The organism is Alginatibacterium sediminis (assembly GCF_003610775.1).
GTDB classification, from domain to species: domain Bacteria; phylum Pseudomonadota; class Gammaproteobacteria; order Enterobacterales; family Celerinatantimonadaceae; genus Alginatibacterium; species Alginatibacterium sediminis.
On record NZ_RAQO01000006.1, the window covers coordinates 335,494 to 361,277 of the forward strand.

The window sequence follows — 25,784 nt, forward strand, 5'->3', positions numbered from 1 at the left end:
AGCTGGCTGTAAATAACAAGTGGAAAAGGAATATTTCATGTTGAATTTGGCGTCAGGATTAGAACGAATCGCAAACATAGACCCTGAAAAAACGGCAGTAGTATGTGGTCCGCAAAGCTTGAGTTACCAACAACTCAATGCGATGGCTAATCAGGTGGCCAATGGGCTGCTTGAACTTGGGATCCAAGCTGGCGACAAAGTGGCCTTGGGCTGTCCAAACTTGCCGTTTTTCCCTGCCATTTACTATGGAATATTAAAGCTAGGCGCAGTAGTCGTGCCGCTTAACGTGTTGTTTAAAGCTCGCGAAATAACCTATCATTTGCGCGACAGTGAAGCCAAGGCCTACTTTTGTTTTGAAGGGACAGCTGAACTACCCATGCAAAGTATGGGGGCAGAGGGCTTTGCACAGGCTCCTGAGTGCCTGCACATGATCTCTATTTGCCTATCTGATAAGAGCAAACAACTAGCTCAAGGGGCGGGACAAATCGACTTTATGCCTTGGCTAGCGAAGCAAGGTTCTGATTTTGAAACCAGCAGCCAGCAGGCTGACGACACCGCCGTTATCTTGTATACCTCAGGCACAACCGGTCAAGCCAAAGGCGCAGAATTAAGCCATAGCAACATGCTTAGCAATGCCATGGCGTCCCAACACTTAATGCGTTTAAGTTGCGACGACGTAGCACTTGTCACTTTGCCACTGTTCCATAGTTTTGGACAAACGGTGTTGATGAACGCAGCTATATTGTCCGGCTCAAGCATGGTACTCGTGCCTAAATTTGACCCCACAGCAGTACTTACTTTGCTGGATCAACATGGGGTTACTGTATTTGCTGGCGTGCCTACCATGTATATCGCACTGATTTCGGCTGCTGCGCAATCTGAATCCATCGCTCAAATTCGCCAAAATATGCGCTTAGGTATATCAGGTGGAGCGTCCTTAGCGGTCGAAGTACTTGAGCAGTTTGAAAGCATATTTGATGTGCCTATCTTGGAAGGCTATGGCTTATCCGAGACGGCCCCGGTCGCAAGCTTTAACTACCCTGATCGGCCGAGAATTGCGGGCAGTGTAGGGCAAGCTGTTTGTGGGGCAATGATTAAGACGGTGGATAGCGATGGCAAAACCTGCGCTGCCAACGAAAAAGGCGAGGTGCTGATTAAAGGACCGAACGTTATGAAAGGCTACTACAAGCGTCCTGAAGCAACAGAGCTGGCATTGGCTGGCGGATGGTTCCACTCGGGCGATATAGGCCGGATAGACGAGCATGGCAACCTCTACATTGTTGATCGCATCAAAGAGATGATTGTACGCGGTGGTTTTAATGTGTATCCACGAGAGATTGAAGAAGTACTTATGCAGCATCCTAAGGTTCAAATGGTGGCTGTGATTGGTACCGAAGATTTTAAATTTGGTGAGGAAATTCATGCACATGTTATTGCTGTAGATGACTTTAGTGACGCCAGTGAGCTTACCAATTGGTGTAAAGAACGCTTAGCTGATTATAAATACCCACGCCAATTTCATTTTCGAGACAGCCTACCGATGACGGCAACCGGCAAGATTTTAAAGAGAAAACTGTAAGTAAACCAAGGTGCAATATCACAAAGTAGCGGCATTGTTAGTGCCGTTACTACCAAGGAATTATCATGCAAAATTTTGATTATATTATCGCCGGCGCTGGGTCGGCGGGCTGTGTTCTTGCGTCCCGATTATCACAAGACCCAAACGTACGTGTTTGCTTGTTGGAAGCTGGGGGAAACGATAAAAGCCCGTTTATTCAAGTTCCCACTGGCGTAATAGCAATTATGCCAACTAAATTACACAATTGGGCCTTTGATACTACCGCTCAAAAAGGACTCAATGGACGCCTTGGCTATCAGCCTCGCGGAAAAGCATTAGGTGGCTCTAGTTCCATCAATGCCATGATGTATGCGCGTGGTCATAAATCGGATTATGACCATTGGCAAAGCCTTGGTAACGAAGGGTGGTCGTACAAAGATTGCTTACCTTACTTTAAAAAATCTGAGAATCACGAATTCATCAACGACGAATATCACGGCCAAGGCGGGCCCTTAAACGTTGCAAAACTTATTGAGCCAAGTAACTTAGTTGATTGCTTTATCGCTGGCTGCGAAAGCATTGGAGTGCCCCACAATCCGGATATCAATGGCGCCGAACAATTTGGTGTCATGCAAACCCATGTCACTCAGAAAAATGGTGAGCGCTGTAGCGCAGCGAAAGCCTATTTAACCCCGCATCTTAGTCGTTCAAACCTAAGCGTGATTACCGGTGCTACTAGTTCAAAAGTTTTACTTAAAGGTAAAAAAGCGGTGGGTATGGAGTACATACATAAAGGAGAAACAAAACAGCTTTTTGCTAATCTAGAAGTCATTTTGTCGGCTGGCGCCTTTGGTTCGCCGCAACTCTTACAACTCTCAGGGATTGGTAATAGTGACGCCTTAAGTGATCACGGCATTGCTTGCCAGCACGAACTGCCAGGTGTGGGCGAAAATCTGCAGGATCACATTGATTTAGTGAGCTCCTATCGTTGTGACTCTAAGCTGGATGCATTTGGCTTTACCCCTCGTGGTATTGCTCGAATAACCAAAGCCTTGCCGCAATGGTTTTTGAAACGTCGCGGAAAACTAACGAGTAACTTCGCTGAAGGCATCGCCTTTGTTAAGTCAGACGTGGACATGGCTGTGCCTGATCTTGAGTTTGTATTTGTGGTGGGCATTGTCGACGATCATGCTCGGCACTTGCACCTAAGCCATGGGTATAGCAACCACGTAACACTACTTCGGCCTAAAAGTAGAGGCAGTGTAAAGCTTGCCAGTGCAGATCCTTTTGCTGCAATGAGCATAGACCCTAACTTTTTCGATAGCGAAGAAGATATGGAGTTAATGATCAAGGCATGGAAGCTACAGCATAAAATGCTTAACAGTGAAGCCTTTGAGGGCATTCGAGGACAGCAGCTCTACCCGGTTGATCCAAATGACGAGCGAGCTATTATTGAAGACATTCGAAATCGAGCCGACACCCAATATCACCCCGTTGGCACTTGCAAAATGGGGCCGAGTAGCGACCCGATGGCTGTCGTAGATAATGAACTATGCGTTCACGGATTGCAGGGATTACGGGTAGTTGATGCCTCAATTATGCCAAGCTTAGTCGGTGGAAATACCAATGCACCCACGATTATGATCGCTGAGAAAATAGCGGCGCTTATTATTAAGCAGCGAAAAGCGTTAAAGCGTGTTAGTTGATGAGGGTAGTACTTGCCAGTGAAACAAACTGCATGTACTAAGCGAGTATTGCTAGGTTTGTTAAAATCACAGCTTATTAACTGTGGCTGACGTAGCCTGAGAACTTAACAGTGACGCTAGTTGTGCTTTATCGATGGGTTTAGAAAAATAGTAACCTTGGAACACGTCGCAATCTAGTTTGCTTAATTCTACTAACATGTCTTTGGTTTCGACTCCTTCCGCAACGGTGATTATATTCTTATTTTTTGCAATCGAAATGATGCCATTGATCATTGTTCGCGATTCTCTATCAGTCGTTATGTCGGCTATGAAGGACTTGTCGATTTTTAGTTCATCTATTGGCAAGTTTTTCAAAATACTCAAGGATGAATATCCAGTCCCAAAATCATCCAAGGAAATTCGAATATTCTGCTGTTTTATTTTGAGCATTAAATGTTGAATAGACTCGATGTCCTCAATGAGTACGCTTTCGGTCACCTCCAAAATCAGAAGTTCCGCACAAAAGCCAATTTTGTTGATGATCGCCATAAGGTTTTCAAAAAAATCGGCTTTCTTGAACTGTTTCACCGAGACATTGACAGAGACACTGAATCGTACTCCAGTACTTTTTTGCAAAGCAAGCATGTCAGTTAAGCTGCGTTCAATAACGAAAGTGCCAATTTGGTCCATACTCCCGATGGACTCGGCGATGTAAATAAAGCTATCTGGCGGCATAAACCCCAATTTTGGACTTTGCCATCTAACTAAAGCCTCGACACCGACAACGCTTCCATCTACCGAGTATTGGGGTTGGTAAGCCATATAAAGTTCGTCGTTAACAATTGCTTTATTAAGTTCATGTTCAATGTCTCGCTTGTGCAAGTAGTCATAAAGCATTGATTCATCGTAGAAAATAGCAGTGCGTTTTTCCTTCTTAGCACTGTACATTGCTAAATCGGCATTGCGTTTGATGTCATTGGGATTGTTACTGTCCTTTGGATAAAGGGAAACACTTATGCTAGCACTGAGTATAATTTCTGATTCACCTATTGAGAAAGGCGTATCAAAGCAGGTCAAGAGTTGACTGCAAATCTCGCTGGTTTGCTGTTTAGTTTTGTTGAAACTGAGTAGAATGAACTCATCCCCACTAAAGCGAATTAGCATCTCATCTGCTTTTGCGCTTGATTTGATTCGACTTGCCACTATGGCTAAAAGTTTGTCACCATAGATGTGCCCATAGCTGTCATTGACCGCTTTAAAGTGATCGATGTTTAAGTAAATTAAAGAAAATACTGTATTTATGTCTACACTCGCTAAGTATCGGTCGAAAAAGTGCCGATTCCACAACTTGGTTAAATAGTCATGATTGGCTTGATAGCTTAGCTCTATAGTTTTGTCTTTTTCACTGTTAGCAATGTTTCGAAATAAGAAAAATATAAGGGCAATTGAGATCAAATACGCTAAAACCAAGACCCTCACTTTTTGGATGAAGGTTTGAACAATGACACTGTATTGGACCTCAGTAATTAGCCACAACTTGTAGTCTTTCATGTATACAGAAGCCATTAGACTTTGGCCTGCTCTATCGCGGTTATCGCTAGTGACTATTATTTCCCGCTCTTTGATTTGTGAGTAAGTAAAGTCGATATTTGCGACTAAATGCTCTACGGAGGCATCAACCAGCGCTTGTGGGATCTGATATTGATAAATAGTTGGGTTGTTGATTCTATCAATGGGGGCCAATTGAAAGTAACGGTCAGTTTCTCGATATAGGAAAGTGTTTTTTAGTTTGTTTTCAACGACGTTATTTCCAAAAAAAGTAAAGCCCTTCTCTAAGCTTACTGCAAGTGATAACACGAATCGGCTTTTACCAGCAGAATCACGAACTGCAATGCGAAATGGAACAACAATACTGTCCACGGTTTCAAGGTAGTAGGTTCGGCCTATTAGCATACCCTCACGCTCGGTTGTATTCTGAAAACTCGATTTACTTTGCTTAAAATCGAGTAAAGAACTGCCTTTAGGGATTGGATTTTCGGGGACACTCACATAAAGTTCACCGTCCAAATTGAATAACCCAAATGCCACCACACTGGAGTCAAGATTAGTTGCAGCCTGCAGTAGCGACAAAATATCTTCTTTATCAGCAACTTGGTCATTTTTTATGATTTGGCTTGAGACGATATTAAGCAGTACTTCATATTGTTCGAAAGACGATCTTAGTGCGCTTCTAGTGATGCTGGTATGACTGATTTGTTCGGTAACATATTCGTTGTACACTTGTTTATAAGTGCTATAGGAAGATATGCCTAAAAAAATAACCCAAATAGCGCTTACAAAATAAAATGCTAACCAGATATTTTTGTTAAGTAAGGCCATTCAAAAATACCTCGCAGGTTTACCACTTACAAGTGAGTCGGTTATTCAGACTAAATGAGCTGAGCAATCAACAAAAGATCCAAAGATCTGGCATTTAAACTACCCATATGATTATCATAATTGTAGCTCTAAAAGCCGATATTAAGAATTGCTATTTATTCAACGCTACATAGAGCAGCATTTTATGAAGAGTTCAATGAAATGGGTCGATAGGGTGTTGGAAGCTTGGGATTTAGGAGCGTTGTTGGCAGCGAGGTATGGGAGTACTTATAGCAAAGCTTACAGCAACGACACGGACTAGGAGGTCAGGTCGCCGCTGCAAGTCTTTTTTCGAGTTACTTCGCTAGTTTAAGGAAGTAGTCGAATATTTCTGGTACGTTACCGTTACCCATGCCAGCATCAAATGCAGCTTGCAAGTTAGCTGAAGAGCCTTCAGCAATTTTAGATTCTGTACCTAGATCTTCAACCATTTGTAGGAAGTAGCCTAGATCTTTGTTTGCGTTAGCAATTGAGAAGCCAAGGTCACTTACGCCGTCTACTGCGTAGTTCTTACAAAAGCCCATAAATGGTGAGTTTGAAGGACCAGTAGACATGATGTTGAATAGTTGTTGACGATCAACGCCAGCAAGGTCAGCAACAGCGAAGGCTTGAGACATAGCACAAACAGTCGTCATACCCATGAAGTTGTTTACAAGCTTAGTCGTATGACCTGCACCTAGCGCACCAAGGTGGAATACGTTTTCACCTTGCTCGTCAAGAACTGGCTTAACTTTATCAAATGTTGCTTGGTCGCCAGCAGCCATGATGTTAAGAAGTCCGTCTTTAGCGTGAGCTGGAGTACGGCCTAACGGCGCATCGATCATGCCTGCACCTTTAGCTGCAAGGTCTGCACCGATCTTGCGAGTTGAAGCTGGGATTGAGGTACCAAAATCAACTAAAACAGCACCAGGCTTAATGCCTGCTAGGATACCGTCGTCGCCGTAAACGATTTTTTCAACAACAGCAGAAGTAGTAAGGCAAAGCATAACAATGTCACTAGACGCTGCTAGTTCTTTTGCCGAAGTCGCTTCAGTAGCACCACGCGCAACACAAGTAGCAACGGCTTCTTTGTTAAGATCCATTACGTTTAGTTGGTAACCTCGTTTTTGAAGGTTTTCAACCATGTTGCCGCCCATAAGGCCAAGGCCGATGAAACCGATGACAGGTTTGGTCATTTCTATCTCCTAAAAATACTATTGTATGGTTTATAGGGCTTATAATATACGCGCCCTGATATTTTTGCAATCAGTGATTAAGCCGAAGTCTGGTTCAAATTGAGAAGTAATGCACAATTTAGCTCATTAAAGCTGCAGTTAGATATCTAGTATAGAAGACAAAAACGCGCTGTGGCTTGTTTATCTATATATCTTTGATTGCTACTGAACTGCTTAGTTCAATGCTTGGCGTGAAATACACAGACTAACAAGAGCTGCAAGGGCTTTACTTCGAAGAAATAAGCGGTGGTTTTGGACGATCGCGATTGAGTTTAAGCGTTTTTGCTCGTTAGGACTAAGTTGGCTCGATGAGTGTGGAGGAGCATAATATACACAAGCTAGTTTTGTCACACAAAAGCTAGGATGAACCTAGCTTTTAATGAAGAAATACAAATCGAAGGTCGTTTTTACAAAACAGTAATGACATCTTCTTGCGGTAAGCGTGCTTTAGGTAAACCGTAGTTATAGTCTTCGCCGTCTTTGTGATAACCAATTGCGAGTCCAAATTCACATTCGAAACCGCCCAGTTCTTTAGCAAAAATTTCACCGATTAGCTCTTTATCTACACCTTCCATTGGTGTTGAAGCTATTCCTAAACGAGCTAATACGTGCAAGGTGTTACCTAGCGCTATATAGGTTTGGGCCTTGGTCCAGTTGCCGTTAAAACCGCTTGCGTCTGTATTGGATTCAGCAAACGTGAAGCCACCGTTGAGCATGTTGTCATACATTTCTGCCGGAAGGTGTCCTGAACTCACTTCTACATCAACCACTTTCTTATAGTCTTCTTTAGTGAAGCGAGGGTTGTTGGCAAACAAGATAATGTGAGATGCGGCTTTTGCGTGATGCTGGTTAAATTGGAATTTATTTGCAAAGGTGTCGTGAAAGCGTTGCTTGGCTTCATCACTTTCAATCACGATAAACTTCCATGGTTGGGAGTTGATTGACGACGCAGATAGACGAATTGCTTCTAGTAATATTTGCATGTCTTCCGACGACACACGTTTGCTAGGGTCATAAACTTTAGCGGTATAGCGAGCATTAAGGTCGTTAATAATGGGATGCGACATGTGATTTCCTAATTGGGTTTTGATAATGGACGCAGTATAGGGACTCAATAGATAAGGATAAAGTGCCGAATGATCCAAACATTATGGTTGTAGATGTCCATAATCAGAGTGTTCAAAGCTTATTGCCTTGATAATACAATTTTAATGTCGTCGTCTACTTGGCAAGTGAATAAAGCTAGGTAAAATGCCCTGATTATTGTGTGGCTAATGCGTTTTGATAAGAAGTGATGTTGTAAATGTTAGAACTTGTAGTACTGGCCTTAGCTTTAAGTATGGATGCCTTTGCCGTATCCATCGGATTAGGAGCTAAGCATCAAAGCCAAACCCGCTCGCTTGCGATTCGGTGCGCTGCTTATTTTGGCGGGTTCCAAGGCATTATGCCTTTAGTTGGTTATTTAGGTGGAAAGGGGGTGTTAAGTTGGGTTGAAGCGTATGCCCATGTGATCGCCTTTGTGCTATTGGCGCTCATTGGTTTAAAAATGCTGTATGAATCGTTTCAAGAAGAGATTGGTGAGGACATTTGCAAAATCACCCACAGGGTTCTTTATGTACTTGCCATTGCCACAAGTATTGATGCAATGGCAGCAGGCTTTAGTTTAACAATTCTTGATGTCCATCCATTTGTAGCATGCTTAATCATTGCTGCAACCACCTCTGTGTTTAGTGCTCTGGGGGTTGTGATTGGTGCTCGCAGTGGTACTTGGCTAGAAAGTAAAGCAGAAGCCTTTGGTGGGGTAGTGTTAATCTTACTAGGTTTTAAGATGCTATTAATTTAAGCAAATCGATAGGCTTACTATCTAGCGCATGGGTGCCATTGCTTGCAATTATTGGCAGCGCCAGATAGTGAGATATTTAGCTAAGGAACAATACGAGTTTTAGTTAAATTGGTAACTATAAGATAAACCAATTTTCTGTTTGCGACCAAAGTCATCATCACTAACAAAACCATAGCCATTAACCGACTGATTGGTATTAATTTTATAGCTTAGACCTGCGCCCAACCAATACCCGCCGTAATTGTCAGTACCCTTACTCGCACCACCAAAGCTCATCAGACTAAATTCATGTGCCAAGGGTTTAATGGTAAAGAAACCAAGATAAGCGCCTTGGCTTGTATTGGGAATGTAGGTTGTTTCAAGCCCTAGATTTGGATCGCTAGTTGTCGTTGCAAATTCGCCGTCATTATAGCTATAACCTGCCATTGGAAAGATCATCCAACCATAAGGTTCAATGCCAAAGGTACTTAAAGGTACATAGGTTCCAAGACTATAATTATTTTTGCTGCCGCCATCATCGTATTCTGAGCGGCTAAAGTTAAAATTGAGAATACCTAATTCGAACAACCATGAACCGCCTAAACGCCATTCGCTAGCATCCTCATTGATACGAGCATTCAGCATTCGTGTTGCATCAAGTCCAATCGAGCCTGATAAGCTGAACTCGTCATTGTAGCCGACACCGATTTTGGTGACGATTTTTGTTGGATCTTCTTGGTGTTTTTGATCGGCCCAGCTTGGTGCGGCAACTAAACAGATGAGTAGGGCAATACGAATAGACATTGGGATCCTTGGTATGGGTGGTGTTGGCAAACAAAACTAACGGATGTTATACAGCACAGCCTTCCAAGTATGGCAGAAAATGAGGTCCTTATCGTAAATCGCAAAACAGCGCCATTATGCCCAAAGTCGCTGCAATTGCGAATGATATTTTAGTAAATACTATATTTATTTTGACAGTGTCATTGAGTGAGAAAATCGGTGAGCTTTGAAACGAGGCCACAAAAATAAAAAAGGCACTGTGTTTGAGTCACAGTGCCTGTTGTTGCTTAGCGTCTTATTCGTCTTCAAGCTCAATCAGTTTCGTTGAGCCGCCATGGAACTTTTCACGGTATCGTTGGATCATTGCGTAGAAGCCTGGAATGAAGAATGTTCCTACTAATAACACGCATAGCAGACCTCCAATCAGCGAAACACCGAGCGAGTTTTGACTTATATGGCCCGCGCCATTGGCAAGTACCAAAGGGATCATGCCAAAGATAAACGACCAAGAGGTCATATTCACGGCTCTAAAGCGCAGCGTACCTCCTTTGACCGCCGCATCGGCTATGTCTTGACCGTGCTCATCGCGTTGCAAGCGCGCAAATTCGACGATTAGAATTGCGTTTTTACTGGCCAAGGCAATCAGTAACACCAAACCAATTTGCGCATATAGGTTCATCGGTAAACCAGCTAAGTTTAACGCAATAAATGAGCCTAATGAGGCGACCGGGACCACCAAAATAATGGCTAAAGGAATTGTCCAGCTTTCGTACTGAGCGACCATGAATAAATAGATAAACAACAGGGCGAGTGCAAAGGCAAATATGGCAAGGTTTCCAGCTTGCTTTTCTTGGAAGGCCATACCTGTCCATTCATACTGGTAGCCGTTTTCTAGCACCTGCTGTGCAACGCGCTCCATGGCAGCGATTGCGTCTCCAGAGCTAAATCCGTCAGCGGGTTGACCCTGCAGTACTGCCGAGCGATACATGTTGTAGCGCCAAGCAACATCGGGTGCAAAAACTTGCTCTACCGATACCAAAGTACTTAGTGGAATCATGTCGCCGTTGCCACTTCGCACATGGAATTGCCCCAGATTATCCAAGCTTGAGCGAAACTCATCTTCGGCTTGAATGGTGACTCGGAAACTTCGGCCATACATGGTGAAGTCGTTTACATACAAAGAGCCGAGATTTGCTTGCATGGTCGAAAACACGTCACTTAGATTGACCCCCAATTGTTTGGCTTTACTGCGATCCACATCGATAAAGAAATGCGGTACATCAGAACGGAACGTTGTGAATGCACTACCAATTTCAGGTGCTTGATTAGCGGCAACAACTAGTTCTTGCATAACCCGGGCAAGCTCAGTTCGCGAACGTCCAAGCGAGTCTTGCAATACAAACTCAAAACCAGAGGCTGCCCCCATACCTGGGACTGCCGGTGGGCCAAAACTAAAAATAACGGCGTCCTGAATGGTGGTAAATGCGCGCTTATTGATACGCTGACTGATTGCATCAGCACTATGGTCTCCGGCTAATGCGTTTCGTTCATCCCAGCTTTTAAGTTTGATAAACATGGTGGCGGAGTTTGATTGTAATGCACCAATCAATAACCCATAACCATTTGCCAGTGTAACGGCCTCAACGCCAGGCTCTTCTTCTATTTGAGCGCGTAGTTCAGTGCTAACTTCAGCAGTTCGCTCTAGTGAAGCGGAGTCGGGTAATTGAATATTAACTAACAAACCGCCTTTGTCTTCTTGCGGTACAAAGGCAGTGGAAATGTTGGAGTTTAGCCAAATGACTGCCCCGAGTGCTAAGGTAAAAAATACCAGTAACACCGAGGTTCGACGGACTAAAAATCCAGCCGCTTGACCATAACGATGGGTAACTGAATCTAATCCGCGATTAAAAGCTTTGTACCATCGCGCCTGATTATCGTTTCCTTGCTTAAGCACCAAGGAACAAATTGCAGGAGATAAGGTTAGCGCGTTGATGGATGAAATCACCACCGAAATACAAATTGTAAGTGCAAACTGACGGTACATGACGCCGGTAATGCCTGGTAGCATTGCTACCGGTAAAAATACGGCAAGTAGCACTAATGTTGAGCTTATGATTGGACCCGTTACTTCTTTCATCGCGCGCAGCGTTGCTTGCCGCGGATGAAGTTCTGGGTTGTTTTTCATGGTGCTATCGACGTTTTCAATCACCAAAATGGCATCGTCGACCACAATACCAATGGCCAAAATTAAGCCAAATAAGGTAATGGTATTAATCGTAAATCCGGTTGCCAACATGATTGCGAAGGTACCAATCAATGATACTGGGATCGCAACTACCGGGATCAAGGTTGCTCTCCAGTTGCCCAAAAATAGATAGGTGACCAAGATCACCAACACGATTGCTTCAATAAGCGTTTTAATGACGCCCTTAACCGACTCAGATACAAACAACGTTGTATCGTAAGCAATGTCCCAACTTAAATTTTCAGGCATTGCTGAGCCAAGTTCTTGCATTAATTTGTTGAGTTCAGAACCGCTCTCAAGAGCATTTGCGCCCGGTTGCAAGGTTAAGATGACTGATACCGTTTCTTGGCCTTTATATTCCCCAAATGCAGCGTAGCCTTTTTTACCTAGTTCAACACGAGCCACGTCTTTAAGATAAACGGTCGAGCCATCATCTGCGGCGCGCAGTACCACGTGCTCAAATTCGTCAACGGTTTCAAGGCGCCCTTTGGTTAACAGATTGAACTGAACTTCGTTATTGGCTCGGTTAGGTGGTGCCCCGATCGACCCAACTGCAACTTGAGCATTTTGCTCAGTCAAAGCATTGCGTACGTCGGTACTGGTGATGGACAAATTGGCCATTTTTAGCGGATCGGTCCAAACCCGCATTGCGTATTCACCAGCACTTACAATGTTTACATCGCTAATCCCGGTGACGCGCTGTAGTTGGTCCTCAACGTTTAAGCTGATGTAATTGTTGATATAAGTGTCATCGTAATGACCGTTTGGCGAATAAAAGTTCAAGACCATAAGTAAATCTGGCGAGACTTTTTTAACGCTTATACCCAGTTGTCTAACCTCTGCAGGCAGTTTCGACTCAATTTGACTAACGCGGTTTTGCACGTTGATCTGGGCCATATCGGGGTCGGTTCCGATATCAAAGGTGATAGTAAGACTATACGAGCCATCATTAGCACTTTTGGAGCTCATATAGAGCATGTCTTCAACGCCGTTTACCGCGGACTCAATTTCTTCGGCAACAGATTCTTCGACGGTCTCAGCACTGGCACCTATGAATACGGCGGATACACTTACCGAAGGAGGGCTGATCTGTGGGTATTCAGCTACAGGTATAATAAATAGGGCGATGGATCCGGCTAAGGTCAACAAAATAGAAATGACCAATGCAAATTTGGGACGCTGAATAAAAAATCGACTTAACATGGCGTTTCCTTAACCTTCAGCTTGGTCGTTAATCACAGTGACTGGTGTTCCCGCGCGGGCACGTTGCAGCCCCGAGGTAATAATTTGTTCATCACCATTTAAACCGGATTGAATGATCACGCCTTGTTCGATTACAGAACCCAGAACCACATTTTTGCGGGTCGAAATATTGTCTTGGTCAACCGTTAAAACAAACTCACCTTCGAGATCGCTTTGAACGGCTCTGCGGGGGATAACTAGAGCTGATTCACTCTGGTTTGCATTTACCCGAACCTTTACAAACTGCCCTGGCAAAAGTTGCTCATTGGGATTGGAAAAGTTCGCACTTAACTCGATAGTGCCGGTGGCCAATTCAATACGGTTACCGATGTAATCTAAAACTCCACGCTTGGCGTAAGTTTTTTGATTGTTGAGTGATAGTTCGACACTTGCCATCTCGCCAGTTTTTTTAGCGTAATCATTGCGATTGTCTAGGCCAAACTCCAAGCGTTCATTTTCCGACATTCGAAAACTAGCTCGAATAGGGTCGAGGCTAACTAAATCACTTAATTGCCCTGAACCGGCGCGAATAAGGTCACCATCTGAAACTAAACTGCGACCCATACGTCCAGTAAACGGCGCTCTAATCTCAGTATGACCAAGGCTAACTAAAGCGTTCTTTAATAAGGCTTGCGCCGCTTCTTGTTGGGCTTGTGCGCTAGCCCTTTGGGCTGTAAGACCATCAAATTCTGCGCGGCTGATACTATTATTTGGAAGCAAGCTTTTACCGCGCTCCCAATTGAGTTCGGCATTGATAACTGCTGCGCGGGCTTGAGATACAGACGCTTTTGCCTGGGCAACTTGCGCTTCATAAACGGCAGGGTCAATTTTATATAGAAGCTGACCTTGCTCAACGATCTCGCCGTCGGTAAATGCTTGTTCGAGAAGGTAACCGGTAACTTGCGAACTGATTGCGGCATCTTCGTAGGCTTCAATTCGCCCGATAAATTCTTGGCTAGGGGAATACTGAGTTTGTTGAACGACTTGCGTTTTAACCAATACCGTTGGCGCTTGTGAGCTGCTTTGAGAGTTATTATCACAAGCTGCCAAGAATAAAACTAGGATTGGAAAAGCTCTGGTTAACATAGAGCGTATTTGCATGAAGGTGTTCCCCTATAAATAATAGAGGGCCGTGCTTATCGTTCCTTTTACCTACGTTGTATGTGTAGTTGCTTTCCTTGCCGTAGCGACCCAAGTTTATGCATTTTTATGCACAGTCGTAACAATGGTGAGCGAGGAATATACCTAAAAATTTACCAATAGTAATGCTAATGTTGACATTTTAGTGATTACTGAAATCGGAGGAAGGCTAAGTATGTTGGGAAGGAAGTACGATTATTTGATTTTATGTTGCCGAGCAACTAAAAAAGCCGCTGATTTGCAGCGGCTTATATTAGTGAATCATTATGCAATTATGCTGCGTTGGATTGCGCCACAACTGGCTGGCGTCCAGCTACCAATTCATCATGATCAAAGTCGTCGACATTAATGGTACGTAATCGACCAACTTCCGCACGTTGTAGGATTTTAGCTTCATCTTCGGTGATCCAATCATTATCAAGGCCGCGTTGCGCCAAGCGATCGAGATACATAAATACAAAGCGTTTGCCTGCTGCTTTACAAAGCTTATCGTAGACTGGCTCTGCAAGTAACATATCGTCCAAAGCTTGCTCTAGCATACCAACCGGGTTGCCTTCATCACGGCTAAGGTACTGTAGGTTACCGAGACGGTCACGGGTTTCGCTAGGGGTTTGCAGAATTTGCGCAAGCGTATGGTCTAGTTTATCGCTTGGTTTTTCAAAGCTCATACCCAATGGGAAAATAACTAAGCGCATTAACTTGCCCACGATCTTAATTGGGAAGTTACGCAATAGTTCATCGGTTGCTTGTTGCATTTGGAAGTGTGCGTCCTGAATTGACCAATGCAGTAGTGGTAAATCTGCTACGTTACGGCCATCGTCATCATAGCGTTTCAAGGTAGCAGAGCTTAGGTAGATTTGACTCAAAATATCACCTAAACGAGCAGAAACACGCTCTTTACGTTTTAGGTTACCACCTAGTGTCGCCATAGCTACATCAGACAATAGTGCAAGATGGGTGCTATATCGCGTAATTTGACGATAGTACTGGGCAGTTTGGTCTTTTTGAGGAGCAGAGATAAAACGCCATCCCCCCAATCCAAACCAAAGACTACGTGCAAAGTTACTAATGGCAAAACCAATGTGGCTAAACAGAGAATTATCAAAATCTTTTAGGCCAAGTTCTGCATCAGGGTTGGCCGCAGCTTGCATTTCTTTGAGTACATATGGATGACAGCGAATAGCGCCTTGACCATAAATAATCATGCTGCGAGTTAGAATATTTGCCCCTTCAACCGTCACGCCAATTGGTGCGCCTTGATAAGAACGACCTAGGAAATTATTCGGACCTAAACAAATGCCTTTACCACCCACAACATCCATCGCATCGATAGCACAACGTTGACCGCGATGGGTTAGATGATACTTAACGATTGCTGAGATTACCGAGGGTTTTTCGCCTAAATCAATACCGGTAACCGTTAGCTTTGAGGCGGCATCCATCATGTAAGCATTACCAGCCAAGCGTGCTAGCGGTTCTTCAATGCCTTCCATTTTACCAATGGGTAGTTTGAACTGACGACGAATTCGAGCGTAAGCACCGGTTGCTAAGGCTGCGGTTTTGGTGGCACCTGTTGAAGCCGATGGCAGCGTAATACCGCGGCCAACAGAGAGACACTCGACCAGCATACGCCAACCTTGACCCGCCATTTTTTGGCCACCAATAATGAAGCTGATAGGCACAAACAGATCGTTAGCTGAGGTTGGACCATTCATAAATGGTACGTTAAGCGGGAAGTGACGACGACCCACTTCTACGCCTTCGATATCGGTTGGGATTAAAGCACAAGTTGTTCCTAAGTGCTCTTCACCACCTAGCAATCCTTCGGGGTCTTCCAATTTGAACGCAAGTCCTAAAATTGTCGCAACAGGTGCAAGCGTTATGTAGCGTTTGTTCCAAGTGATGCGCATTCCAAGCACTTGCTCGCCTTCCCATTCACCCATACAGACGATGCCTGTATCTGGGATCGCGCCGGCATCAGAGCCAGCTTCTGGGCTGGTGAGGGCAAAACACGGAATTTCTAAACCAGTGGCGAGGCGCGGTAGGTAGTAGTCTTGTTGTTCTTTAGTGCCATAGTGTTGTAGCAGCTCACCAGGGCCTAAGGAGTTTGGAACACCGACGGTGCTAGAAAGAACCGTTGAAGCGCCACTAAGCTTTTGAAGTACACGTGATTGCGCATATGCAGAATACTGAAGGCCGCCATATTCTTTTTTGATGATCATGGCGAAGAATTTTTCATCTTTTAGGTATTGCCAAATCTCAGGAGATAAGTCAGCGTCACGATGGCAAATTTCCCATTCGTTGACCATTTTACATACGGTTTCTACGGGGCCATCCATAAAGGCTTGTTCTTCGGCACTAAGACGAGGCGCTGGGTAGCTGTGAAGCTTACGCCAATCGGGAGCACCGCGAAATAAATCACTTTCCCACCAGGTGGTACCAGCTTCTATGGCTTCGCGCTCAGTGCGAGACATTTCAGGCATGACACCTTTAAAGGCTTTAAACAATGGTTTGGTGATTAGGCTTTGGCGTAATGCGCGTACATTGAGCACGGCGATGAACAATACCAAGAAAACCCAAGTAAGTTCATGCACTGAGAATAGTGCTGAAACAGCAGCAGTAATCACTAAAGCCGCGATACTAAATGCCAGCAATGAAGCGCGGTGGTAAGACATAACTCCCAAAACAATGAGGGTTCCAATGAGGGTGAGGGTAGTGAACATATTATCTCCTTATAATTTTAAGAGGTCAGACCTCTAACCAGTATTGTAGATTCAAGACCCATCCATTAGCAAGTCATTCACAAAAAAATAACACTCAATTTACTCACAAATTACGCCACTTCCTTACGTTACAAATACTTAGCTGCCGACATTGATGGGCCTTGATTGTTGAAATAGTGATTTCAAGCACAATTTAGGCTTCGATATGGCATGAGATCTTGGCAGAGGTTATAGTAAGAGCAATTTCTCAATGCGAATTAATGTCATGCAATCAATCATAAAAAGCGAACTTCAAGAAGCGGCTGTAGTCTTAAACAACTTTCTAGCCGATAAGTCTAATCTGTTGGCTATTGAGCAGGCCGCTCAAACCTTAGCAACAAGTTTTCAGGCTGGTGGTAAGGTTTTAGCCTGTGGTAATGGCGGCTCTCATTGTGACGCTATGCATTTCGCGGAAGAGTTAACCGGCCGCTATCGCGAAAACCGTCCAGCTTATCCAGCCATCGCTATCTCAGATCCGAGTCATATGAGTTGTGTGAGTAACGATTTTGGATTCGATTTCGTATTTTCACGTTATATCGAAGGCTTGGGTCAATCTGGCGATGTGTTGTTTGGCATCAGCACCAGTGGTAACTCCAAAAACATCATTAAGGCCGTAGAAGCCGCGCGTAAAAAGCAGATGAAAGTTGTATTGCTAACCGGTAAAGACGGCGGTCAATTGGCCGGCCTTGCCGATGTAGAGGTAAGAGTTGCGCACATGGGCTATGCCGATCGGGTGCAAGAGGTCCACATTAAAGTTATTCATATTCTCATTCAGCTTATTGAAAAGCTAATGTTGGCTCAGGAAGCTTAAGTATGTGCGAATTACTAGGCATGAGTGCCAATGTGCCTACTGACATCTGTTTTTCCTTTACTGGTTTGGTGCAGCGCGGCGGTGTCACTGGACCGCATGTTGATGGCTGGGGGATTACTTTTTATGAAGGTAAAGGCTGTCGTAGTTTTAAAGATCCGCAGCCTAGTTGTCAGTCTAAAATCGCCGAGCTCGTTCGAGAATTTCCGATCAAGAGTAAAGCGGTTATCAGTCATATTCGCCAAGCCAATCGAGGTCACGTTGCCTTAGAGAATACTCATCCGTTTACTCGCGAATTGTGGGGGCAAAACTGGACCTATGCTCATAATGGTCAACTTAGCGATTATGATGCCTTAGACACTGGCATGTTTACACCGGTGGGTGAAACAGACAGTGAACTGGCGTTTTGCTGGATTTTACATCAGTTTCAACATGAGTTTCCCCATGGCTTCACCGATGTTCAACAGTTATTTGAACTTGTGCATCGCTGCGGTAAGCGCCTACAAGAACTGGGCGTATTCAATATGCTACTGAGCAATGGTGACTATGTGTTTGCCTATTGCAGTAATAATTTACATTGGATAACACGTAAGGCACCTTTTGGAAAAGCGCAGTTGTGCGACGCTGATGTAACCATTGACTTCCAAGAAGAAACTACGCCCAATGACGTGGTAACGGTGATTGCTACGCAACCGTTAACCGTAAACGAACAATGGCACAAAATGAATTCAGGCGATGCGGTGTTGTTCCATGACGGGGTATTGTTGGCCCAGCGCTAAGCTATTGCAGTTTGATTAGAAGGAAGTAAGTCATAACTTACTTCCTTTGTGTTCTTGTTGTCTGTTTCGCTCTAAATCCCACCTCGAATATGCTGGCGGACCTCGCTAAAGTAAAATTGGCTTAGCTGTTCATGCAGTTCGCTTGGCAAGGGAGGTAACTCACTACATAGCGCATTAGCTTGTAACTGCTGGGCACTTGAAGCCCCGGCAATAACGCTGCTTACCGCGCGGTGATCCAAAATCCAGCGCAAGGCTAGCTGTTGCATTGTCATCCCCGTTGGTAAGTAGCCTTTAAGTGCTTCAACTAATTCTAAGCCTTTAGCAAAAGGGATGCCGTTAAAGGTTTCGCCAACATGAAAAGCTGCGCCGTCTTTATTGTAGTTTCGATGGTCGTTGTCAGCGTATACACGCTGTGAGCTAGCTTTGCCGCTAAGTAAACCGGAAGCTAGGGGGAGGCGGACAATAATACCGACATTGTTTTCCTGAGCTTTAGGAAATAGTTGCTCTACGGCATCTTGGCGGAATATATTAAAAATGATCTGAATGCTGCTGAGCTTTGGTTGTTCGGCGCAAAACACCGCCTCGTCTATCATTTCTACACTGGCACCAAAATGATGGATCAGTCCTTCTTTTTGGAAATCTTCCATCCAGCTCAGTAGTTCGCCATCAAATAGAATATCGCGGGGCACACAATGTAGCTGGGCCAAGTCAATGCAGTCTACGCCAAGTCGCTGTGCTGAATCGTTGAGACTTTTGGCCACTTTAGCTTTAGTGTAGCCATCGGGGAATAACGCGCCATCACGGCCGACTTTAGTAACTACATAAGGCTGCTTTGGCTGAGTCTTGAGCCAACCGCCTATGCGTTGCTCACTAAGACCACCTCCATAGACATCCGCTGTATCAAGAAAATTTACCGCTTGTTGCTGGCTCATGTCTAAAATTGCCTGTGCTTGGTCTTGCTCAAGCGAGCCAAAATCATTGCCGAGCTGCCAACATCCGAGCCCAATTTCACTTACGCGATAGCCACTACGGCCTAAAGTTCTGTATTGCATCGATAATCCTCGATGGAAGTTGAAGTTCGCTAAGCTTAGCAACTTAGATAACTCAAAACTGTTGTCTAGACTAAGATTTTGATTAAAAGGCAGTGGTTGATATCTGAGCAAATAAATTAGAGGGGAATAAGAAAAAAAGCCTGTTTTATCAGGCCTTTTGGGGGGGCTATTCTTCGTTGGCGTAACCGGCATCTGGTAGAACGTTGCCGTCTAAGTAGGCTTGTCCGTCTTGCATGCTTAGCCGATTTTGACAAAACCATTGAGCTACCATTGGGTAAATCAAATGCTCTTGAACTTGAATGCGTGCGCGAAGTTCATCTGCATCGTCGCCTTCAAATACTGGAACCTTGGCTTGAAGTATCACCGGCCCAGCATCGAGTTCTGGAGTGACAAAGTGCACGCTGCAACCGTGGGTATCGTCGCCAGCATCGATGGCTCGCTGATGAGTATTCAAACCTGGATATTTGGGTAACAATGAAGGGTGAATGTTGATCATTCGTCCTTCAAACTCAGCCACAAATTCATCGCTTAATATGCGCATGTATCCGGCCAGTATGACCAAGTCGATGTCCGCTTTATTGAGTTTTTCTGCGATTGCCGCGTCAAACTGTTCGCGATTTTCAAAGACTTTAGGGTCGATAAAGCAATGCTCTATGTTTGCATCGATCGCACGTTGCAAACCAAAGGCATCAGCTTTATTACTGATCACCAAAGCAATATTGTCGCGCAAAGTGCTATCTAAGAAAGCTTGCAGATTGCTTCCGTTTCCCGAAAGCAACACTGCAATTTTTGTTACTGCTGTTGACATAGCGTATCCATACTTAGGCGAAGTTAAGCGTTAATTTCAACTTGTGCTTCGTCTGTTGCTGCATCAGCAATTTGGCCAATAACCCATGCTTTCTCACCGTGCTCAGCTAATATGGCGAGGGCTTTGTCAGCTTGGTCTTGCGGTAGTGCGATAATTAAGCCAACACCACAGTTAAAGGTACGATACATTTCTTCGCGGCTAACATTCCCTGCTTGTTGTAGCCAATTGAAAATTTCAGGCCACTGCCAAGAACTTTCATCAACCACTGCTTTGGTGTTCTTTGGCAGAACCCGTGGAATGTTTTCCCAAAAACCACCGCCGGTGATATGAGAAATCGCATGCACGTCAACTTGAGATTGCAAGTCGAGTACTGATTTCACATAAATACGTGTTGGAGTAAGTAGAGTTTCACCAAGGGTCGACTCGCCGAATGCTTGCTGAGGATCCGCTCCTGATACTTCTAAGATTTTGCGAACCAAAGAGTAACCATTTGAGTGTGGACCGCTAGATGCAAGTGCGATAATTGTATCGCCAGCACCTACTTTTGAGCCATCAATCACTTCTGACTTTTCGACAACACCAACACAGAAGCCGGCAATATCGTAGTCTTCGCCATGGTACATACCTGGCATTTCAGCTGTTTCGCCACCAATTAATGCGCAACCAGAAATTTCGCAGCCTTTACCTATACCAGCAACAACATGCGCCGCAGTATCCACTTCTAATTTTCCAGTTGCATAATAATCTAGGAAAAATAGGGGTTCAGCACCTTGAACGATAAGGTCATTGACGCACATGGCGACCAAATCAATCCCTACCGTGTCGTGCTTTTTAAGATCCATCGCTAAACGTAATTTGGTACCAACACCGTCTGTACCAGCTACTAATAGCGGCTCTCGGTATTTTGTAGGCAGTTGGCATAAAGCTCCAAATCCACCTAGCCCACCCATTACTTCAGGTCGGTGTGTTTTCTTGACAACACCTTTAATGCGCTCAACTAATGCGTTTCCAGCATCAATATCTACGCCAGCATCTTTGTAACTTAGGGACGAATCTTGTTTTTCCACGTCAGTACCTTGTTGATAGCCAAAAATCGGCGGTATTTTAGCAGTGATTGCATCCCTCGAACAGAATTTTAGGAACTGCGCTGAAAATCGATTAGAATACGCGTGTTTACCTATGCTAAGGATCCCCCATGAAAGTTGTTGAAGTGAAACACCCTCTAATCCGTCACAAAATTGGTTTAATGCGAGAAGGCGACATCTCAACCAAGCGTTTTCGTGAGTTAGCTCGCGAAGTTGCAAGTCTGTTGACCTATGAAGCGACTGCCAATTTAGAAATGGAATCAATTGAAATTGATGGTTGGAACGGTCCCGTACAAGTTGAGCAAATCAAAGGTAAAAAGGCCACGGTTGTTCCAATTCTTCGTGCTGGTTTGGGCATGATGGATGGCGTTCTAGAACATATGCCGTCGGCAAAAACCAGTGTGGTTGGTATTTATCGTGATGAAGAAACCCTCGAACCTGTGCCTTACTTTGATAAGTTGGTCAGTTCAATTGACGAGCGTTTGGCACTTGTAGTTGACCCAATGTTGGCCACTGGCGGTTCCATGATTGCAACCATTGACCTGCTCAAAAAGGCTGGCTGTAAACATATTGTGGTGTTGGTATTGGTTGCAGCTCCTGAAGGTATCGCTGCACTAGAAAAAGCACACCCAGATCTCGAGCTTTATACAGCGTCAATTGATAGCCATCTAAATGAACAAGGCTACATCATTCCAGGTTTGGGTGATGCAGGCGACAAAATCTTTGGCACCAAGTAAGTAGCAATGATGACTAAACTATTGACTATCCTACTATGCAGCTTTGCGCTGCATAGCTTGCCCTTGGCAGCGCAAGACTTTTACCAAGTAAATGTTGCGCAAAGCCAAAACTTAGAGCAAGACCAAAAACAAGCTTTCGCTCAATTGATATTGCGTTTAAGCGCCGATGATAACCTGAACCGCGCGGAGATATTAAGTAAAGCCCAATCTGAGGTTGAAGCCTTAGTTTTAAGCTCTGCAACGATAGACAAACAGCGGGTTATTGGTTTTGATGGTCAAAAAGTTGAAACCTTACTGCGTCAAGCTGAGATCAAATACTGGGGCAGTGCACGCCCAAGTATGCTGATGTTTTACGTCGCCGAGTCAAAGCAGCTTCAGCGTAAGCTTTATTCTCAGAGTGAGCTCTCAACCTTTAGTCCAGACTTTGATGCGCAAATGCAGGATCTTGGGCTTAATGTCTTGCTACCAGTATATGACTTAGAAGATTTGATGTTGCTCGATGCTAATGATGTATGGGGCGGTTTTGACTCGAATATGGCCAAAGTTGCCGCGCGTTATGGTTTACCGTTAATGCTGGTCATCAAACAATTTGAAGGGGCCAGTGATAGTGAAATACAGTGGCGCATTGTTGAAACGGAGAGTTTGGAAACAGTGCTACGCGGTCAAGTGCAAGGCCCAAATGCCTTGGTTTTTGATGACACGATTGTAAAAGTTCACGCACAGATGGTGGAGCACTTTGGCGAGTTAATTAAGCAAAGCGCAAGCGAAGAAGCCTTAGTCATCAAAGTTACGCAAGTGGATAACCTGAATAAGTTACTGCAACTTGAGCAGTTTTTGCGCTCGCAAACAGCGATTTCGCAATTAACCATGCTCAACAAGACCAGTAACTCAGTTAGTTTTGAATTGAAATTGATTGGTTCTTGGACAGAGTTGCAAAAAGTACTCGATTTAGAGCCTCGATTGGCTGCGGATCCAGCAGATCAATACCACTTCGTGTTCCAGTAGTTTTTTAACACGGATCAAGCTGATACAATACCTGCATATTTTATTAGCTTGATTCGATCTTATCTTGAACTCTCAGCTGTCGCTCGCCGTCCATCTACCTGATGATGAAACTTTTGATAGTTTCTTCGCTGGTGATAATCAGCAATTGCTTGATCAATTGTTGGGTTTAGCTGATCAAGATTTAACCCAAGCGACCTACATCTGGGGAAAACCTGGCAGTGGGCGTAGCCATCTGTTGCATGCCTGTTGTGCGCTATTAAGTCAAAAGAACCTAGCAACAGCGTATTTGCCATTGCGACGTTTTGACCAAATGTCACCTCTGGTGTTAGAGGGACTAGAAAATGTGGCACTCGTTTGTTTCGACGATTTAGACGCCATCGCAGGGCAACCCATTTGGGAAGAAGCACTGTTTGATTTCTATAATCGCCGTTTAGAGCTCGACTCGCCAGCGCCTCTTGTCATTTCAGGTTCGGCTCCGGTGAATCAACTTGGATTGCAACTTGCCGATCTTGAGTCTCGGGTTAATTGGGGCTTAAGCTACAAAGTAAATGAGCTAAACGACGCTCAAAAAGTACAGGCCTTGCAAATGCGAGCCGATCAACGCGGCATGAAGCTTGAGTTGGACGTGGCAAAGTACCTGCTAAAACGGTTATCGCGAGATATGAAAACCCTGATTAGTCATCTTGATGAACTCGATAAAGCCTCTATTCAAGCGCAGCGCAAGTTAACCTTGCCGTTTGTAAAAGAAAGCTTAAGCCTCTAGTTTTTATAAAGGCTAAGCGTTTTTAACAAGCACACCATTACGGATAAACATGGTAGTCATTGAGAAGTACACCGCGCTTAGAGTAAATGATGTTGCAAAACTGAGTGTGATGCCGGAGCAGCAACAGTTTACAGCAGCTAATGTTCCCCAACGCATTGCCGAATTAAATAGCCAGCAGCATCCGCATGTGATCATCGCTGACTCGCAAGTGGTGGGCTTTTTTATCCTTGATCTCGGATTTTCAACGAACAATGACTTTTCTCCTGAACGGGCCCTAGGTATACGCTCGCTGCTCATTGACCAAGGTCATCAAGGCAAAGGGTTTGCTCAGCAAGCATTACTACAACTTCCCAGCTATGCTCAGCAAGCTTACTCGAGCTTTGAATCGCTATACTTGACCGTAAACTGCCGAAATAAGCCGGCATATAACTGTTATGTGAAGTGCGGTTTTGTAGACCATGGCAACTTGCATCTCGGTGGACCGGTTGGGCCTCAGCATATTTTGAGCTTTAAGCTTGGTTAGTTTTCATAGAAACTAGAATCAAAGTTTAGCCAAAGCAGCCAGACGCTAAAGTTAGCGCTTAGGTATCTACGTATTACCTCAACTAAATTGATGGAGAAAAGCATGATTTATTCTACAACTGACAGCATTCCTGGACGTGAAATTGATGCGATATGCGGCGTGGTGACTGGTAATGTTGTTCAGTCTAAGCACATTGGTCGCGATTTTATGGCGGGCTTAAAAAGCATCGTCGGTGGAGAAATCCGCGGCTACACAGAAATGCTCACCGATGCGCGCGACGTGGCAGTGGAGCGCTTAGTTGCCAGTGCTCATGACAAAGGCGCTGATGCCGTCGTTGGGATCCGCTTCACCACCAGTGCCATTATGGATGGTTCGTCTGAGATTATGGTCTTTGGTACAGCGGTTACACTTAAAGATTAGTTCTACGCACTAAGGAATTACAGCCATGACCAAACGATATCAAGGCTCATGTTTGTGTTCGCAGATTAGCTTTAGCGTTAGCGGATTTAGCTCATTAGCCGCTAATTGCCACTGTAGCATGTGCCGTAAATTTCATGGTGCTGCCTTTGGTACACTGGTGAGTGTTAGTGGCTTACAATGGCATAGCGGTGAGCACTTACTTACCCATTTTACGGCAGCCAACGGCACAGTTCGCTGTTTTTGTTTGGTTTGTGGCTCAAGTTTAGGTTTTAAAAGTAAGGGAAGCGAAGCAAACGATCTCGAAATAGCTATTAGCTGTTTTGATGAGGATATTCCGGTTGTGATTGATGCTCAAATTTATACCCATAATAAAGCTAACTGGAGTCAGTTGCTGCCCAAGTTGCCAAGCTACCCACAAGGGCGTGACTAACATTGGCAGCTGATGCAACCGCTCTCGATTTTCGTGAATTACTGCCCTTTGAGAGCGCTAACTATCGAGCCCTTCGTTTAAAGAGTCTTAAAGAATATCCGCAATGTTTTGGTTCTAACTATGTAGAACAAAAAAAGCTGGAAAAGCTCTATTTTGAAGAACATATTGAACAAAGTAGCTGTAATGCGCGCATGCTAGGCGCTTTTAACGACAATCAATTGCTTGGCATATGCGCCTTAACGGCCAATGATTCTAGCCTGCTGACCATTACTCAAATGTATGTCTGTCGAAGTGTGCAAGGTCAGGGCGTTGCTCAGGGCCTACTGGCATTAGCCAAGCAATACTTGAGTCTTTACTTCCCGCGTCATAAAGCCTTGTGTTTGGACGTCTATCCACATAATCAAGCTGCTTTAAATACATATTTGCGCGCGGGGTTTTATCAAACGTCAATGGATGAGGCTCAAATCTATATGCGCTGGGAGAAAGATCATGAATCAATCTGAGG

General features: G+C 44.5%; 22 protein-coding genes. 12 read left to right on the top strand and 10 right to left on the bottom strand.

Features of this window, described 5'->3' with window-relative positions; translation table 11 throughout:
• The first annotated feature begins 37 nt into the window (after positions 1–37).
• Both DBZ36_RS12325 and DBZ36_RS12330 read left to right on the top strand, forming a co-directional pair.
• The gene (locus tag DBZ36_RS12325; RefSeq protein ID WP_120355249.1) at positions 38–1,579 is read left to right on the top strand and encodes a long-chain-fatty-acid--CoA ligase; all 1,542 of its coding nucleotides are present in this window, start codon (positions 38–40) and stop codon (positions 1,577–1,579) included.
• Between the two features lie 65 nt (positions 1,580–1,644).
• A complete protein-coding gene (locus tag DBZ36_RS12330) occupies positions 1,645–3,264 on the top strand; it encodes a GMC family oxidoreductase (protein WP_120355250.1) in 1,620 nt (539 codons plus the stop codon).
• Positions 3,265–3,330: 66 nt separating this feature from the next.
• On the opposite strand, the gene DBZ36_RS12335 is transcribed toward DBZ36_RS12330, so the two are convergent.
• The 3 genes from DBZ36_RS12335 to DBZ36_RS12345 form a co-directional block, all read right to left on the bottom strand.
• The gene (locus DBZ36_RS12335) at positions 3,331–5,622 is read right to left on the bottom strand and encodes a bifunctional diguanylate cyclase/phosphodiesterase (protein ID WP_120355251.1); all 2,292 of its coding nucleotides are present in this window, start codon (positions 5,620–5,622) and stop codon (positions 3,331–3,333) included.
• Between the two features lie 335 nt (positions 5,623–5,957).
• Entirely contained in the window at positions 5,958–6,836 is an 879-nt protein-coding gene (locus DBZ36_RS12340; protein WP_120355252.1) for an NAD(P)-dependent oxidoreductase, read from the bottom strand.
• 446 nt (positions 6,837–7,282) lie between these two features.
• Positions 7,283–7,942, bottom strand: coding sequence for an NAD(P)H-dependent oxidoreductase (locus DBZ36_RS12345; protein ID WP_120355253.1), 660 nt, complete (start codon positions 7,940–7,942; stop codon positions 7,283–7,285).
• 236 nt (positions 7,943–8,178) lie between these two features.
• Between DBZ36_RS12345 and DBZ36_RS12350 the strand changes: the two genes are divergently transcribed.
• Positions 8,179–8,718 (top strand): manganese efflux pump MntP, encoded by a 540-nt coding sequence (locus DBZ36_RS12350; protein WP_120355254.1) that lies wholly within the window; start codon positions 8,179–8,181, stop codon positions 8,716–8,718.
• A gap of 99 nt (positions 8,719–8,817) precedes the next feature.
• Here the strand turns inward: DBZ36_RS12350 and DBZ36_RS12355 are convergent, their stop codons facing one another.
• From DBZ36_RS12355 to fadE, 4 genes are all read right to left on the bottom strand, one after another.
• Entirely contained in the window at positions 8,818–9,501 is a 684-nt protein-coding gene (locus DBZ36_RS12355) for a hypothetical protein (RefSeq protein ID WP_120355255.1), read from the bottom strand.
• A gap of 274 nt (positions 9,502–9,775) precedes the next feature.
• Positions 9,776–12,928 (bottom strand): efflux RND transporter permease subunit, encoded by a 3,153-nt coding sequence (locus DBZ36_RS12360; RefSeq protein ID WP_120355256.1) that lies wholly within the window; start codon positions 12,926–12,928, stop codon positions 9,776–9,778.
• Between the two features lie 9 nt (positions 12,929–12,937).
• Positions 12,938–14,068, bottom strand: coding sequence for an efflux RND transporter periplasmic adaptor subunit (locus DBZ36_RS12365; protein WP_120355257.1), 1,131 nt, complete (start codon positions 14,066–14,068; stop codon positions 12,938–12,940).
• 311 nt (positions 14,069–14,379) lie between these two features.
• Positions 14,380–16,830 (bottom strand): acyl-CoA dehydrogenase FadE, encoded by a 2,451-nt coding sequence (gene fadE, locus DBZ36_RS12370; RefSeq protein ID WP_120355258.1) that lies wholly within the window; start codon positions 16,828–16,830, stop codon positions 14,380–14,382.
• A 250-nt stretch (positions 16,831–17,080) separates the two neighbouring features.
• Here fadE and lpcA point away from each other — a divergent pair, with 250 nt between their 5' ends.
• Positions 17,081–17,680, top strand: coding sequence for a D-sedoheptulose 7-phosphate isomerase (lpcA, locus tag DBZ36_RS12375; RefSeq protein ID WP_233558131.1), 600 nt, complete (start codon positions 17,081–17,083; stop codon positions 17,678–17,680).
• A gap of 2 nt (positions 17,681–17,682) precedes the next feature.
• On the top strand, positions 17,683–18,456 hold the full coding sequence (locus DBZ36_RS12380) for a class II glutamine amidotransferase (RefSeq protein ID WP_120355259.1): 774 nt from the start codon (positions 17,683–17,685) through the stop codon (positions 18,454–18,456).
• 71 nt (positions 18,457–18,527) lie between these two features.
• On the opposite strand, the gene DBZ36_RS12385 is transcribed toward DBZ36_RS12380, so the two are convergent.
• From DBZ36_RS12385 to purM, 3 genes are all read right to left on the bottom strand, one after another.
• Entirely contained in the window at positions 18,528–19,508 is a 981-nt protein-coding gene (locus DBZ36_RS12385; RefSeq protein WP_120355260.1) for an aldo/keto reductase, read from the bottom strand.
• A gap of 166 nt (positions 19,509–19,674) precedes the next feature.
• The gene (gene purN, locus DBZ36_RS12390; RefSeq protein WP_120355261.1) at positions 19,675–20,316 is read right to left on the bottom strand and encodes a phosphoribosylglycinamide formyltransferase; all 642 of its coding nucleotides are present in this window, start codon (positions 20,314–20,316) and stop codon (positions 19,675–19,677) included.
• Positions 20,317–20,339: 23 nt separating this feature from the next.
• Positions 20,340–21,383 (bottom strand): phosphoribosylformylglycinamidine cyclo-ligase, encoded by a 1,044-nt coding sequence (purM, locus tag DBZ36_RS12395; protein ID WP_120355262.1) that lies wholly within the window; start codon positions 21,381–21,383, stop codon positions 20,340–20,342.
• A 128-nt stretch (positions 21,384–21,511) separates the two neighbouring features.
• Between purM and upp the strand changes: the two genes are divergently transcribed.
• From upp to DBZ36_RS12430, 7 genes are all read left to right on the top strand, one after another.
• Positions 21,512–22,138, top strand: a complete 627-nt coding sequence (gene upp / locus DBZ36_RS12400; protein WP_120355263.1) for a uracil phosphoribosyltransferase — start codon at positions 21,512–21,514, stop codon at positions 22,136–22,138.
• 6 nt (positions 22,139–22,144) lie between these two features.
• Positions 22,145–23,143, top strand: a complete 999-nt coding sequence (locus tag DBZ36_RS12405; protein ID WP_120355264.1) for a DUF2066 domain-containing protein — start codon at positions 22,145–22,147, stop codon at positions 23,141–23,143.
• 64 nt (positions 23,144–23,207) lie between these two features.
• Positions 23,208–23,906, top strand: coding sequence for a DnaA inactivator Hda (hda, locus tag DBZ36_RS12410; RefSeq protein WP_325049095.1), 699 nt, complete (start codon positions 23,208–23,210; stop codon positions 23,904–23,906).
• Positions 23,907–23,955: 49 nt separating this feature from the next.
• Positions 23,956–24,429 (top strand): GNAT family N-acetyltransferase, encoded by a 474-nt coding sequence (locus tag DBZ36_RS12415; RefSeq protein WP_120355266.1) that lies wholly within the window; start codon positions 23,956–23,958, stop codon positions 24,427–24,429.
• Between the two features lie 102 nt (positions 24,430–24,531).
• Positions 24,532–24,849, top strand: a complete 318-nt coding sequence (locus DBZ36_RS12420) for a heavy metal-binding domain-containing protein (protein WP_120355267.1) — start codon at positions 24,532–24,534, stop codon at positions 24,847–24,849.
• A 25-nt stretch (positions 24,850–24,874) separates the two neighbouring features.
• The gene (locus DBZ36_RS12425; RefSeq protein ID WP_120355268.1) at positions 24,875–25,279 is read left to right on the top strand and encodes a GFA family protein; all 405 of its coding nucleotides are present in this window, start codon (positions 24,875–24,877) and stop codon (positions 25,277–25,279) included.
• A gap of 2 nt (positions 25,280–25,281) precedes the next feature.
• On the top strand, positions 25,282–25,782 hold the full coding sequence (locus tag DBZ36_RS12430) for a GNAT family N-acetyltransferase (RefSeq protein WP_120355269.1): 501 nt from the start codon (positions 25,282–25,284) through the stop codon (positions 25,780–25,782).
• The last annotated feature ends 2 nt before the right edge of the window (positions 25,783–25,784 follow it).